At 70.9% G+C, this 13,696-nt stretch carries 15 protein-coding genes; 9 read left to right on the top strand and 6 right to left on the bottom strand.

Annotated elements, in window-relative coordinates:
* Window positions 1-135: 135 nt before the first annotated feature.
* Complete coding sequence (locus AW273_RS31855; protein ID WP_369409291.1) at window positions 136-477, top strand: winged helix-turn-helix transcriptional regulator; 342 nt, start codon at window positions 136-138, stop codon at window positions 475-477.
* Here AW273_RS31855 and AW273_RS31860 read toward each other — a convergent pair.
* The gene (locus AW273_RS31860) at window positions 455-1,606 is read right to left on the bottom strand and encodes an AbeC-like domain-containing protein (RefSeq protein WP_062356459.1); all 1,152 of its coding nucleotides are present in this window, start codon (window positions 1,604-1,606) and stop codon (window positions 455-457) included. The genes AW273_RS31855 and AW273_RS31860 overlap by 23 nt on opposite strands.
* Window positions 1,607-1,725: 119 nt before the next feature.
* Between AW273_RS31860 and AW273_RS31865 the strand changes: the two genes are divergently transcribed.
* A complete protein-coding gene (locus tag AW273_RS31865) occupies window positions 1,726-2,688 on the top strand; it encodes a zinc-binding alcohol dehydrogenase family protein (protein ID WP_062356592.1) in 963 nt (320 codons plus the stop codon).
* On the opposite strand, the gene AW273_RS31870 is transcribed toward AW273_RS31865, so the two are convergent.
* Genes AW273_RS31870 through AW273_RS38240 form a run of 3 tightly spaced genes read right to left on the bottom strand, consistent with a single transcriptional unit; the run spans window position 2,630 to window position 6,749 of the window.
* On the bottom strand, window positions 2,630-4,021 hold the full coding sequence (locus AW273_RS31870) for a hypothetical protein (protein ID WP_062356462.1): 1,392 nt from the start codon (window positions 4,019-4,021) through the stop codon (window positions 2,630-2,632). The two genes, AW273_RS31865 and AW273_RS31870, sit on opposite strands and share 59 nt — an antisense overlap.
* A complete protein-coding gene (locus AW273_RS38235; RefSeq protein WP_198168464.1) occupies window positions 4,018-5,358 on the bottom strand; it encodes a hypothetical protein in 1,341 nt (446 codons plus the stop codon). The genes AW273_RS31870 and AW273_RS38235 overlap by 4 nt, the downstream gene beginning before the upstream one ends.
* A gap of 44 nt (window positions 5,359-5,402) precedes the next feature.
* Window positions 5,403-6,749, bottom strand: coding sequence for a hypothetical protein (locus AW273_RS38240; RefSeq protein ID WP_062356469.1), 1,347 nt, complete (start codon window positions 6,747-6,749; stop codon window positions 5,403-5,405).
* A 144-nt stretch (window positions 6,750-6,893) separates the two neighbouring features.
* On the opposite strand from AW273_RS38240, the gene AW273_RS31885 reads away from it, so the two are divergent.
* From AW273_RS31885 to AW273_RS31910, 6 genes are all read left to right on the top strand, one after another.
* Window positions 6,894-7,763: an ABC transporter substrate-binding protein gene (locus AW273_RS31885; protein WP_062356471.1), complete on the top strand. Its 870-nt coding sequence runs from the start codon at window positions 6,894-6,896 to the stop codon at window positions 7,761-7,763.
* Window positions 7,724-8,608, top strand: a complete 885-nt coding sequence (locus tag AW273_RS31890; protein ID WP_232327696.1) for an amino acid ABC transporter permease — start codon at window positions 7,724-7,726, stop codon at window positions 8,606-8,608. The genes AW273_RS31885 and AW273_RS31890 overlap by 40 nt, the downstream gene beginning before the upstream one ends.
* Window positions 8,605-9,330, top strand: a complete 726-nt coding sequence (locus tag AW273_RS31895) for an amino acid ABC transporter ATP-binding protein (protein ID WP_062356475.1) — start codon at window positions 8,605-8,607, stop codon at window positions 9,328-9,330. Before AW273_RS31890 ends, AW273_RS31895 begins: the two co-directional genes overlap by 4 nt.
* 70 nt (window positions 9,331-9,400) lie before the next feature.
* Window positions 9,401-9,928 carry a cysteine hydrolase family protein gene (locus AW273_RS31900; RefSeq protein WP_062356594.1) on the top strand — a complete coding sequence of 176 codons (528 nt, stop codon included), beginning with the start codon at window positions 9,401-9,403 and terminating at the stop codon, window positions 9,926-9,928.
* The gene (locus AW273_RS31905) at window positions 9,925-10,818 is read left to right on the top strand and encodes a GlxA family transcriptional regulator (protein WP_062356478.1); all 894 of its coding nucleotides are present in this window, start codon (window positions 9,925-9,927) and stop codon (window positions 10,816-10,818) included. The genes AW273_RS31900 and AW273_RS31905 overlap by 4 nt, the downstream gene beginning before the upstream one ends.
* A 41-nt stretch (window positions 10,819-10,859) precedes the next feature.
* Window positions 10,860-11,405: an SET domain-containing protein gene (locus tag AW273_RS31910; protein WP_062356480.1), complete on the top strand. Its 546-nt coding sequence runs from the start codon at window positions 10,860-10,862 to the stop codon at window positions 11,403-11,405.
* Here the strand turns inward: AW273_RS31910 and AW273_RS31915 are convergent.
* Together AW273_RS31915 and AW273_RS31920 are read right to left on the bottom strand one after the other, a co-directional pair.
* Window positions 11,380-12,024, bottom strand: a complete 645-nt coding sequence (locus tag AW273_RS31915; protein ID WP_062356483.1) for a response regulator — start codon at window positions 12,022-12,024, stop codon at window positions 11,380-11,382. The genes AW273_RS31910 and AW273_RS31915 overlap by 26 nt on opposite strands.
* The gene (locus tag AW273_RS31920; protein ID WP_062356486.1) at window positions 12,024-12,950 is read right to left on the bottom strand and encodes a sensor histidine kinase; all 927 of its coding nucleotides are present in this window, start codon (window positions 12,948-12,950) and stop codon (window positions 12,024-12,026) included. The genes AW273_RS31915 and AW273_RS31920 overlap by 1 nt, the downstream gene beginning before the upstream one ends.
* Window positions 12,951-13,133: 183 nt before the next feature.
* On the opposite strand from AW273_RS31920, the gene AW273_RS31925 reads away from it, so the two are divergent.
* Window positions 13,134-13,577, top strand: coding sequence for a CBS domain-containing protein (locus AW273_RS31925; protein ID WP_062356488.1), 444 nt, complete (start codon window positions 13,134-13,136; stop codon window positions 13,575-13,577).
* Window positions 13,578-13,696: the final 119 nt, after the last annotated feature.

Consider the following 13,696-nt stretch of genomic DNA (forward strand, 5'->3'; position numbering starts at 1 on the left):
ACCTCTTGTAAGCGACTCCATCCTGGGTAACCATGGCGAGCTATGGAAGACGGGACTTTTTTGACACCCGGTCACTGTGGAGATACCGGCCCCGACTACGACGCATTCCAATGGGACAGCCGCGAAGACTGCGAAGTGCGGCAGATTCTCGACCGCATCGCCGACAAATGGTCGCTCCTGGTGATCGCGCTCCTCGACCACAAGACGATGCGTTTCACCGAGTTGAAGCGGGAGATCGACGGCATCAGCCAGCGCATGCTCGCCCGCACCCTGCGCCACCTCGAACGCGACGGCCTGGTCAAACGCACCGTCTTCCCGGTCGTCCCGCCCCGCGTCGACTACGAGCTGACCCCGCTCGGCGAGAGCCTGCACGAGACGATCCAGGCCCTGGTGACCTGGACCGAGGCCCACCAGACCCAGATCGCCGCCGCCCGCGAGAACTACGACCGCCTGGTCAGTGAATCTTCTCCGGGATGATCTGGGTCAGCCGCGTGCGCGGGCGCAGCCGTTCCCGCAACTGGGTCACCTGCCGCTGCACGTCGAGTTCCTGCACGCAGGTGAGGGGGCCGGCACCCAGTTCCCGTACGGACAGCCGGGCGCCGTGGTCATAGGCGACGTCGGGCCTTCTGGCCTTGGGCGCGAACAGCCGGCACAGGCGCACCGGCGCCAGGAGGACGTCCACGGCCAGTTCCTCCCCGCGGACCGACAACGAGCCTCGCGCGATCTTCAGCAGGCCGCGCGGCAGCAGGTCGGCCAGCCGGTAGTCGTCGGCCACCGGCGGCAGCACGGTCACCACGACCTCGCCGTAACGGCCGTCGGCGCGCAGGAAGGCGGTGACGACGATCTCGTCGTCCTGGAGGACCACCCGGCGGTAGCAGCGGGGACCCTCGGTCACGGTGATCACTGGGCGGGCGTGGTCGAGCAGCGGCGAACCGGGTTCCAGCACCCCTGAGGCGACGAAGACGTGGTCCCCCTCCGGCAGCTCCAGGTCGGGCGAGGGCCACGTCTCGCGGACCGTCCCCCACCCGATGAACGCCCGCTTCGACAACGTGAGGTTGCCGTGCTGGGCGCGGACCAGGTAGTCGAGCCTCGGGTCGTCGACCGGCGGGGCCGCCGCGCCGGCCCGCAGCCTCCTCGCCAGGATCACTCCGGCCCTGACCCGGAATCCCGCCACCACGACCACGGTGAGCACGATCAGCGACATCCCAAGCGGCATGGTGCCCAGGTCGACCGGCTGGCCGCTGACCAGCGCCTCCAGCCACGGCACCTTGACCATCAGCAGCACCCCGACGCCCATCACGACGACCGGGCCGCCCCTGCGGGAGTGCCGGAACCACACGAACCCGCCCAGGACGACGAGCCAGCTCACGATCCGCCAGAAGTCGAGGACCATGCCCGCCGCGATCACCAGGGAGACGAGCAGATCCCGGTACGCCATCAACCGTCGCGCCCGCAGGCAGTGCCGCACCACCGGGACCACGTCGAAGTCGCCCGCCGAGGGGGCCACGCCCCGGTAGGGGTCGCGGGTGAGTTCCCGGAGAACCGCCTCGCGGAACCGGGTGTCGAGATATCCGGCCGCGCAGAGATAACGCGTCGTGTTCGACATGATTGTGGCCACAGCACCAGTAAGAGGTGCGATATTCGTTTTGTCTGCTCGCAAATGCGGCTATTGGCTACCTTTTGTCAATTCCTTGCGGGGGGCCGCCTATCGTCGGACGTGTGGAGATGAACGCCTGGGTGGTGGCCCGGCCGGGCACGCTGGAGTTCACCCGGTTGCCGGTCCCCGTGCCGGGGCCGGGCGAGGTGCTCGTGAAGGTCGAGGTCTGCGGCGTGTGCCGTACCGACCTGCATCTTCTCGACGGCGACCTCGACGTTCACCGGCCGCGGACCGTGCCCGGCCACGAGGCGGTCGGGCGCATCGCCGACACCGGTGAACGCGTCGGGGTGGCGTGGTTGCGGTCGACCGACGGCACCTGCCGTTATTGCCGGCAGGGGAACGAGAATCTGTGCCCGAATTCGACGTACACGGGATGGGACGCCGACGGCGGTTACGCCGAATATCTCGTCGCGCCGCGCGACTACGTCTATCCGCTGCCCGAGGACTATCCGGCCGAGAAACTCGCGCCGCTGCTGTGCGCCGGGATCATCGGCTACCGGTCGCTGCTGCGGGCCGACCTGCCCCCCGGCGGACGGCTCGGCATCTACGGGTTCGGCGCGTCCGCCCACCTGACCGCCCAGGTCGCGATCGAGCAGGGCGCGACCGTCCACGTGCTGACCCGGTCGGAGGAGGCGCGGCGGCTCGCCCTCGAACTCGGCGCGGCCTCGGCCCGCGGCGCCTACGACCAGCCGCCCGAGAAGCTCGACGCCGCGATCCTGTTCGCGCCGGTCGGCGACCTGGTGCCGACCGCGCTCGAAGCCCTCGACCGGGGCGGCACCCTCGCCGTCGCCGGCATCCACCTGACCGACATCCCGGTCCTGAACTACGAGCGCCACCTGTTCCAGGAGCGCGATCTGCGCTCGGTGACGGCCAACACCCGCGCCGACGGCCGGGCCTTCCTGGAGTTCGTCGCCGAGCACCCGCTCACCGTCGAGACCACCCCCTACCCGCTCGACCGCGCCGACGAGGCGCTCACCGATCTGGCCCAGGACCGAGTGAACGGCGCCGCGGTGTTGCGGATCGGGTCATGACCCACGCGCCTGTGGCAGCCGTCACCGCGCCGAACACGACGGCGAGCACGGTCGCCTGGTTGTAGGTGGGCACCAACCCGGCACTCCAGGCCTCGAACGGAGCCACCACGACCAGCCAGGTGACCACGCCCGTGCCGGCTCCGAAGGGCCAGACCCACCACGGGGGCCGCGCGTCAGCCGCACTGAAGATCGCGAGGGGGACCGCGATCGGCGGCAGCGCGATTCTGCATACGAAGACGTCCACACCCATGGGGAAGACCATGCTGCCGGTGTCGGGGTGCGGCGCGATCCACCCCCACGCCACCGCCGAGAGCGCCAAGGCGCCGAGCCCGAACGCGACGCTGCGCGTCCCGAGCACCAGAACCAGCAGCCCGGCGGCGATCGCGACCAGCGCGGCGTGGCGGGGCAGGTCGTCGTCGTAGCGGCCGGGCGCGTCCACCGGCACCGCGAGCGCCTCGTCGGGCCCGTCGTAGTCGAGTCCCAGCCGCCGCCATGCGCCCGAGGCGTCGCGGACCGCCACCCCGTCGGCGCCGTTGGCGACCACGACCAGCCCGGGGAGCGCCGACACGCTCAGCGACTCGACCGGCGGGGCCAGCCTGGGCAGGTCGGCCGGGTCGGCACGACGGAGCCGATCCTGTACGTGTTCCGACAACTCCCAGGAGGTCGTCCAGTGGCCTCCACCGGATGACTCCTCGACCATCAGCCGTCCGGGCACGATCCGGTAGCACCGGCCGGCCGCGCACGACGAGACGGAGGGCGGCGGGCTCTTCAGGGCCGACCACCGCAGCCACGCCCGCCCGTCGGTGGTCGCGTAGCCGCCCCATTCCCCTAGCTCCCCGGTGTGGACGATGATCGAATCACCGATGACCTGGGTGGAGTAGGCGGCGGGCGGCACATAAGGCTGCGCGGGACTGGTCGCGGTGATCGCGAGCACGGCGGCCGGGGTCAGCAGCAGGACCACCGTCCTCCCCACGGGCACCGGGTGCCGGGAGGCGTACCAGGCGACGTACAGGGCGGGCAGGGTCAGGAGGTCGGTGAGGTCGGCGCGGATGACCGACGGCCCCCACGCCAGCGACCAGGTCTCGGAGGCCAGCCAGGCGCCGGTCTCGGAGGCCTTGACCAGGGTGAACCCGGCGCCGGTGATCGCGATCGAGACGGCCGGGCGGCGGATCAGCAGGTCGAGCACGGCCGGCAGCAGGATCAGCCCGGCGACGTCGCTGAGTTTCCCGGTGACCGGCCCGGGCCAGGTGAACTTCAGCAGGTGGTCGTTGACGACGAGCACGACCAGCGACAACACGGTCAGCGGATGGGCGATCCACGGGGCCGGCCTCATCGCGGCCTGCTCGTCACGAATCCGGCCACCGCTCCCGCGATCGCCATGACCATGAACGTGACCCTGGCCAGGTCGCTCGCCTGGGCGTAGAAGTCCGGCCAGCCGTGACTCCAGCCGGCGAACGGTGCCAGCACGGCCAGCCCGCCCAGCAGCCCCGAGACCACCGTCACCGCGGCCAGTCGCGCCGGCGGCGCGGCCAGCGCGACCCCCCAGGCGACCAGACCGCCTCCCGGTAACCACAGCAGCACCCCGTTGGCCAGCCCCAGAAGGCCCCAATCCTCGGCCGTGCTCAGGCCGAATCGCACGCCGGCGACCATCAAGGCCCCGCCGATCAGGACCAAGGGGTGCCGGGTGCCCGTGAAGACCGCCAGCAGCGCGGCGGCGAGGGCCGCCACCGCCACGTGGTCGAGCACGTCATAGCGGCCCGGTGTGGTCAACGGCGCGGCCAGGGCGGCGTCGAAGCCGTCGGGGCCGAGGCCCAGCCGGTGCCAGGCGCCCCCGGCGTCCCGCAGGGCGATGCCGTCGGTGCCGTTCGCGGCCACCACGAGCCGTTCGGTCACCGCCACGCTCACCGCCCCCACCGGTTCACCGTTGCTGTAGGGGATCTCGGGATGGCTGCGCGCCAGGCGGTCGCGCACCTCGTCAGGGACCTGCCAAACGGTCGTCCAGCGCCCGTCGCGTCCTTCGTCGACCCGCAGGCGACCGGGCGTGATCCGGTAGCAGACGTCGGGGAGGCAGGCCCGGGTCACCGGCTTGGGTTGTTCGAGCGAGATCCACTTGTGCCAGGTGACGCCGTCGCGGGTCCGGTAGGCGATCGTGTCGTCGCCGTGGCCGTATCCGCCCGAGGTGTGGACGACGATCTCGTCACCCGCCGACTCGACGTTGCGGGCCTCATAGGGCCAGTCGTACGCCGCGGCGCTCGTCGCGGCCACCGCCAGCACGGCGGGCGGGACGACCAGGTAGACCACGGCCTTGTGCACGGGCACCGGATGCCGACAGGCCCACCAGGCGACCCAGAGCGCGGGCAGCGCCAGCAGGTCGGTCGGGTCGGCGAGCACCTTCGACGGCCCCCAGACGGCCGTCCACGCCTCGGAGGCCAGCCACGCGCCCGCCGCGGTCGTCTTGACCAGCGTGAACCCGACCCCCGTGATCGCGATCGAGACCCCCGGGCGCCTGATCACCAGGTCGAGCAGCGCGGGGAAGAGGATCAGCCCGGCGACGTCGCTGAGCTTCCCGGTCACGAACCCGGGCCAGGCCGCTTTCAGCATGTGGTCGTTCACGACGAGAACGACCAGGGCCAGCACGGTCTGGGGCTGGCCGACCCACGTATGCCTCACTCCCTAAGAGAAAGCGCCAGGCGCCCTGAAACCGATACCCGTGATCATTTTGGGACCGGATCGTACGTACGCCGATGCCCCCGCCCCGCCCGATGCCCGGCCACGGCCCCGAGGACGAGCAGCACCACGAACAGGACGGTCGCCAGCCGGACGGCGTCGGCGTAGAAGGTCAGCAGGCCGATGTTCCACGAGGCGAACACCGTTGTGGTCGCGCCGAAGGTCGTGATCCCGAAGGCCAGGGCCGCCAAGGGGACCTTCCACGGGATCCTGCGCCGGTCGTAGGCCAGGCACAACACCAGGACCCCGGGGGCGGCGAACAGGCCGCCCACGGACAGGGCGACCAGGAGGGCGTCCCGCGTCCAGGCCGCCAGCACCCAGCCGGCGGCCACCAGGACCGCGCCGACGCCGACCCAGGCTCTCCGGGAGCCCGCGACCAGGACCAGCAGGGCGGCGAGCACCCCGGCGGTCAGCGTGTAGTCGAAGGTGTCGTGCCGGCCCGGGGTGGTCAGGGAGACCGCTGGGTGACGACCGCCCAGGGCGCTCATCGGGACACGCCGCCAGGCGCCCGTCTCGTCGCGGACGACGACCCCGTCGGCGCCGTTCGCGACGACCACCAGCCGCTCGGTCGCGGCCACGGACACCGACTCGACCGATGTCCGGCCGGAAGGGTCGTGGGCGCGTGACAGGCGGTCGCGGGTCTCCTCCGGGACCTCCCACGCGGTGGTCCAGCTCCCGCCGGTCGACTCCTCGACCTTCAGGCGGCCCGGCACGATCCGGTGGCAGCGCTCCCGCACGCACGCGGTCGCCGCCGCCTTCCCCAGGCCCACGTCGGGATCGTAGGTCCAGCTCCGGCCGTCGGTGGTGTGACGACCGGCCAGATAGGGGTCGGCGCCGGGCACCTCGGTGTAGACGGTGATCCGGTCGCCGTCCGACCCGGCGGCATAGGCGACGCCGAGCCGCTCAGGAAGGGTCGACGACGCGGCCAGCCCCAGCACCGCGAGCGGGACGACCGTGAGCACCACCGCCTCCCGCACGGGAACCCGCCGCCGGGAGGCCCACCAGGCCGCCCAGAGCGCGGGCAGCGCCAGCAGGTCGGTGGGGTCGGCGAGCACCTTCGACGGTCCCCAGACGGCCGTCCACGCCTCGGAGGCCGTCCACGCGCCCGCCGCAGTCGTCTTGACCAGCGTGAACCCGATGCCCGTGACCACGATCGAGACCTCCGGGCGGCGCAGCACCAGGTCGAGCAGGGGAGGCAGGACCAGGAGCCCCGCGACGTCGCTCAGCTTCCCGGTCACGAATCCCGGCCACGCCGCCTTCAGCACGTGGTCGTTCACCATGAGCACCACGAGGGCCAGCAGGGTCAGGGGGTGGCCGATCCAGGTAAGCCGCACGCGCCCCAGCTTGCTGATCCAAGATCGCGAAAGGATTTCGCAGACACTCTGTGACCACATCGGAACGGTTCCGGGTATTTGCCGAGGTCGGACATTTCCGACATCATCTGGGGGTTAGTCACGTACGACCCCGGAGGCTCCCTCATGCACCGTTCCTCGCTAGTCCTGGCGGCCGGTGTGCTCATCCTGGCGACCGCCTGCGCCCCGGAAGAGACGCCGCCCCCGGTGGCGGAGCTCACCGCTTCAGGCCCCGCCGCCGACGCGTGCGCCAAGGAGGGCCTCAAGCTGGTCACGCCCGGCAAGCTGACCATCGGCACCGACAAGCCGGCGTACGAGCCCTGGTTCAAGGACGACGACCCCGCCAACGGGCAGGGCTTCGAGGGCGCGGTCGCCGCGGCCGTCGCCAAGGGGCTCGGGTTCACGCCGCAGGAGGTCGCCTGGGAGACCGTGCCGTTCGACTCCTCGTTCGCCCCCGGGCCGAAGAAGTTCGACTTCGACATCAACCAGATCTCCATCACGCCCGAGCGGGCCAAGGCCGTCGACTTCTCCGAGGGCTACTACACGGTCAAGCAGGCCGTCGTGGCGCTCGGCGACTCGAAGTTCGCCTCGGCGGCGAACCTGGCGGCGCTCAAGGACGCGAAGATCGGCGTACAGGCCGGGACGACCGCGCTGAGCGCGGTGCGCGAGGTCATCCGGCCCGGCGCCGACCCGAGCGTCTTCAACCAGCAGATCGACGCCGTGAACGCGCTGAAGAACAAGCAGATCGACGCCATCGTGGTCGACCTGCCGACCGCGTTCTACGTCACCGCCGCTCAGGTCGAGGGGTCGAAGATCGTCGGGCAGTTCGCCGCGTCGGGCGGCACGCCCGAGGAGTTCGGCCTGCTCTTCGAGAAGGGCAACACCCTCGTGAGCTGCGTCAACAAGGCGCTGGCCGAGCTCAAGTCGTCAGGTGAGCTGGGCGAGATCGAGCAGCAGTGGCTGACCGCGACCGCGGGCGCGCCCGAACTCTCGTGACCACCGCCTGGGTCAAGAGCGACCGCCAGAAGGAGCGCGAGAAGCTTCTCCGGGCCCAGGGACGGCGCTCGGTGTCGGCCGCGACGATCTCGACGATCGTCGTGGCCGGCCTCGTCGTGTTCGGGCTGCTCGCCTCGCCGGGCTGGCCCCGGGTGCGGGAGACCTTCTTCAGCTGGGACGCCCTGGTCGCGTCGCTGCCGGACATCCTCCGGGGCTTCCTGCTGAACGTGGTGATCTTCCTGGTCGCCGAGCCGATCGTGCTGGTGCTCGGGCTCGGGGTGGCGCTGGTGCGCGGGTTGCGGTCGCCGGTGTTCTTCCCGCTGCGGGCGCTCGCCGCGCTCTACACCGACGTCTTCCGCGGCATCCCGGTCGTGCTGCTGATCTACCTGGTCGGGTTCGGCGTCCCGGCGCTCCAGCTCCAGGGGGTGCCGAGCGATCCGGTGGTGCTCGGCACGATCGCGCTGATCCTGTCGTACACCTCGTTCGTCGCCGAGGTGTTCCGGTCGGGCATCGACTCCGTTCACCCGAGCCAGAAGGCCGCCGCGCGCTCGCTCGGGTTGTCACATGGGCAGACGATGCGGTACGTCGTCGTCCCGCAGGCCGTCAGGCGGGTCGTGCCGCCGCTGCTCAACGACTTCGCGTCGCTCCAGAAGGACTCCGCGCTCGTCGCCATGCTCGGGCCCCTGGAGGCGCTGCGGCAGGCGCAGATCCACGCGGCCGAGATGTTCAACTACACGCCCTACGTCGCCGCCGCGCTGCTGTTCGTGGCGCTCACGGTGCCGCTGGCCCGCTTCACCGACCATCTGGCCGCCCGCGCGGCACGTCAGCGCGGAGGCGCGACATGACCCTCCTCACAGTCGACGGGGTCTGGAAGCGGTACGGGGACCATGACGTCCTCAAGGGCGTCGACCTGACCGTCGACTCGCACGAGGTCGTCTGCCTCATCGGGGCCTCCGGCTCCGGGAAGTCGACCCTGCTGCGCTGCGTGAACCTGCTGGAGACCGTCGACGACGGCGCGATCCTGCTCGACGGCGCCGACATCACCGACGTCCGGGCCGACCCCGACGACGTGCGGAAGCGGATCGGCATCGTCTTCCAGGCCTACAACCTGTTCCCGCACATGACCGTGCTCGACAACATCACCCTCGCCCCCCGGAAGGTGCATGGCGTCGGCCGCGCCCAGGCCGAGGAGCAGGCACGCGAGCTGCTGACCCGGTTCGGGCTGGAGTCGAAGGCCCGCGACTACCCCGACCGGTTGTCGGGCGGCCAGCAGCAGCGGGTGGCGATCATCCGGGCCATCGCGACGCAGCCCCGGCTGCTGCTGCTCGACGAGGTGACCTCGGCGCTCGACCCGACCCTGGTCAACGAGGTGCTCGGGGTGATCAGGGAGCTCAAGGAGTCGGGCATGACGATGATCCTGGCCACCCACGAGATGGGCTTCGCCCGCGACATCGCCGACACGGTGTGCTTTCTGGCCGACGGGGTGCTGCTGGAGCGCGGGCATCCCGACCAGATCTTCGGGTCGCCGCAGCACCCGCGCACCCGGGAGTTCCTGTCGCGCACGTGACCGGATCGGTCCGGGGCGGGACCCGATCCGGCCTGTTCTCCCGGTGTCCGACCAGGTCAGACTGGTGGACATGAGCCGAGCGCTGATCGTCATCGATGTCCAGGAATCCTTCCGCGCCCGCCCCGAGTGGGACCTGATCGGCAATCCCAAGATCGCCGAGCCGGTCAACCGGCTGGTCCGGGCGGCCCGCTCGAAGGGTGACCTCGTCGTCTGGGTGCTGCACGAGGAAGCGGGCAGCGGCGGGGTGTTCGACCCCGCGTCGGGGCACGTCATGCTGCTGGCCGAGCTCGACCAGCCGGTGGCGGGCGAGCCGATCCTGCGCAAGTCGGCCCACAACGCGTTCACCACGACCAACCTCCAGCAGCGGCTCGTCGAGGCCGGGGTGCGGGAGCTGGTGGTGTGCGGGATCCGTACCGAGCAGTGTGTGGAGACGACCGCCCGCCTCGCCAGTGACCTTGGCTATCAGGTCGTCTTCGTGAGCGACGCGACCACCACCGAGGGCGTCGGCGGCTTCTCCCCTGACGAGATCGTCGCCCGCACCGAGGCGGTGCTCCGCGACCGCTTCGCCCGCATCGCGATGGTGTCTGAGCTGGTATGACCCTGGTCGTCTTCGCCCTGGTCGACGGCGTGCACCTGCTCGACCTGGCCGGTCCGGCCCAGGTGTTCGACACGGCCGGCTACCGCCTGGCCTACGTCGCCGACCACCCGCAGGTCATGAGCGCCCAGGGACTGCCGGTCGTGGCCGGGCGAGAGTGGCCCGCTCTGGGCGTGGACGACCTGGTCGTGGTGCCCGGCTGGCGCGGCGAGACCCATCTCTCCGACCGCCTGCTCGCGGGTCTCAGGCATCACCACGAGGCGGGCGGCGTGGTGGCGAGCGTCTGCGCCGGCGCCCGCGCGCTCGGCGCGGCCGGCCTGCTCGACGGCCGCCGCTGCACCACCCACCACGACCTCCAGGACGACCTGGCCCGCCGCCACCCGAGGGCCACCGTCGTCCGCGACGTGCTGTTCACCGTGGACGACCGCGTCATCACCTCGGCCGGCATCGCCAGCGGCGTCGACCTGGCCCTCCACGTGGTCACGACCCGCCACGGCCCGGCCAAGGCCGCCCGGGTGGCCCGCGAGATGGTCGTCTACGCCCGCCGCAACGGCACGGAACCGCAGGCCAGCGCCATGCTCCGGCACCGTGACCACCTCGACGACACCGTCCACGAGGTCCAGGACCTGATCGACACCCGCTTCACCGAACCCCTGCCGCTGTCCCGCCTGGCCGCCCACGCGGGCGTCAGCGAACGCACGCTGACCAGGCTGTTCACCCGCGCCACCGGCCTCACTCCCTTGCGCTACCAGCAGGCGCTCCGGATGGAACACGCCGAACACCTGATCGGCCACGGTACGACGGTGGAGGCGGCGGCGAGAGAGGCGGGCTTCGACGACGCCCGCATGCTCCGCCGCCTGCGGTCCCGTTTCCGCCCGGTGCAAGCCGGGTAAAACGAAACGAATGGGGTGATCTTCAATAGGGGCGGGGTGCCATGGCCACGTTCGACAGAGACGCCGGTTTAGCCGAATACCACGAGGCCCTCGCCAAGGCGAACGAGAGCGGGCGGGAGACCCCCTCGTCGATGAGCCATCGCGTGCGCGGCGTCCTGATAGGGCTCATGGGTCTGGTGATCCTGGCGGCCGCCGCGTTCTTCCTCTACGACGAGTGGTATGGGCCGACCTACGGCAAGCCCGCCACCGGGACCGTGGTCGAGATCGAATACCGGAAGGTGTACGTCGAGTTCACCCCGGCCGGGGGCGTGCCCCAGGTGGGCTTCGTCTACATCCCCAGGGGAGAGCCGCTGCCGAAGGCGGGCGAGCCGTTCGAGATCCGCTACCTCGAAGGTTCGGCCCCCGGCGGGATCGTCGGCGTCTGGACCACGGACGAGCCGTCGCCCATCGCATGGCCGGTGATCATGACTCTCCTGGCTCTCGGCGCGTTGGCGGCCGGGGCCATGGAGTTCTCCGGCCGCGCGCCCTGGCATGACGCCGTCGTGCTGGACGAGCGGTCGATCAAGGCTCGATCAAGCCGGCCCTGATCGCGTAGCGGGTCAGGTCGAGCCGGTCGCTCATGCCCAGCTTGGCCAGGATGTTGGCGCGGTGCCGGTCGACCGTCTTCGGGCTGATGACCAGGGTCTCGGCGATGGCCTTCGCCGAGTTGCCCTCGGCGATCAGCTTGACGATCTCCTCCTCGCGCGGGGTCAGTATCTGGTCGGGCAGCGCCTCGCCCCGGCGGTGCCGGTGGAGGTAGTCGCGGATCAGCGCGGTGACCGCGCCGGGGTAGAGGAACGGCTCGCCGCGTACGGCGGCCCGGCAGGCCTCGATGAGATCGCGGTCGGCGACCGACTTCAGCACGTAGCCCGAGGCGCCGGCCTTGAGCGACTCGAAGAAGTACTGCTCGTTGTCGTACATCGACAGGATCAGGATGCGGATGCCCGGCCACCGCTTGGAGATCTCCCTGGCGGCCTGCAGGCCGGTCATCCGGGGCATCGCGATGTCGAGGACGGCCAGGTCGACGTCCTGGTCCCGGCAGGCGTCGACGGCCTCCGCGCCGTCGGCGGCCTCCGCGACGACCTCCAGGTCGGGTTCGGCGTCGAGGATCAGGCGCACCCCCCGGCGCACCAGCGCGTGGTCGTCGGCCAGCAGGATCCGCGTCATCAGATCACCCCGGGTATCGTCAGCGTGACCTCGGTGCCCTGCTCCGACGTCACGGTCAGGCGGGCGCCGATCAGCAGCGCCCGTTCCTGCATACCCCGCATTCCGGCTCCGTCGGCACGCGCGCCGCCGATTCCGTCATCGGTGATCTTGAGCACGAGGTCGCGACCCTCAGGGCGGAGCGAGAGCCGCACCGAAGAGGCCTTGGAGTGGCGCACCACGTTGGTGAGGCTCTCCTGGGCGATGCGGTAGATGACCAGTTCGACCTCCGGGGTGAGCGGCGGCAGCGCCTCGATCCGGCGGGTCACGTCGACGGCGGGGGCCACGTCGGCGGTCAGCGCGGTCAGCGCGCTGTGCAGGCCGAGGTCTTCCAGCACCCCCGGGCGGAGCCGCCGGGCGACCTGCCTGACCTCGTCGAGGCTGCCCCGCACGGTGTCTCTGACCAGTTGCAGTTCCTCCGACAACTCGGCGGGGGCGCGGTCGGCGACCCGCTTCAGGCCGAGCAGCGCCACGGTCAGGCTCTGGCCGATCTCGTCGTGCAGCTCGCGGGCGATGCGCTGGCGTTCGTTCTCCTGGGCGGCCAGGGCGTGGGCGGTGGCCGACGACCGTTCGGTCTCCAGGCGTTCGAGCATCGTGTTGAAGGAGTCGATCAGGTAGGTCAGGTCGCCGTTCCCCCGGTCGACCGCCCGGTCGTGGGTGTGCAGGTCGACGCGGTGCATGAGCGCCGTGAGGGTGGTGAGCGGCGCCAGGCTGCGCCGCAGCAGCAGCGCGTTGGTGACCAGGATGAGGGCCAGCCCCGCCCCCAGCACCAGGATCTCGCGGAGCAGGACCGGCGAGGACACCGTCGCCGGCGAGAACGCCAGCGCGAGCGCGCCGATCGTGAACACCGCGCCGTTGATCACGCACAGTCGCCAGAACAAGGGCCCCATGGTTCCAGGTTGGCAAGGCTTGTCGGTTCTGTCCATGCAGGCTGCGGGGCCCCGAAGATGGGTGCCAGACCCCATAGTCGGACAAAAGGTTGCAAGGAAGACTGAAGGAGTTCCTAACTCCGGAGGTGACAGGCCGTGACCGAAACCTACGCGACCTCCCGTCCGGCGCGAGTGGATGGTGACATGCAAGCGCGCGACATCGCCGCGACCCTGCCGACCGTGACCTCGACCGACCCGGTCGTCCGTGCGGTTCGGATCATGGTCCTCAACCGGCTCCCCGGCCTCATCGTGGTCGACGGGCAGAGCCGGCCCTGGACGGTGCTGCCGGGCACCCAGGTGCTCCGGCTGGCGATACCGCTGAGCATCCACGAGGACCCCGCCCTGGCGCGGACGCTGGACGAGACCCATGCCGATGTGTTCTGGCAGGAGATCGGCAACCTGACGGTGGGCGACTGCCTGCCCAAACCCGTGGCCCGACCCGTTACCGTCCCGATGGGGGCGACGCTGCTGGAGATCGCCGCGCTGATGGCGCGGGCCCGCAGCCCGCTGGTGGCGGTGGTACGCGACGACGGCACACTCCATGGCGCGATCACGCTCGAACGTCTGCTGATCAGCCTGTCCATCTGAGGCCTGACCTTTTCTGACTTGGGCGCCGGCGGCCGTGACTGTGCGGGCGGTCCCCGCCGGCGTCCAACCCCTCACTTGCCCGGAGGTCGTTTTCGCATGCCCACCGTTCCGCTGGCCAG

The sequence above is a fragment of the Herbidospora yilanensis genome (assembly GCF_001570565.1).
Lineage (GTDB): Bacteria > Actinomycetota > Actinomycetes > Streptosporangiales > Streptosporangiaceae > Herbidospora > Herbidospora yilanensis.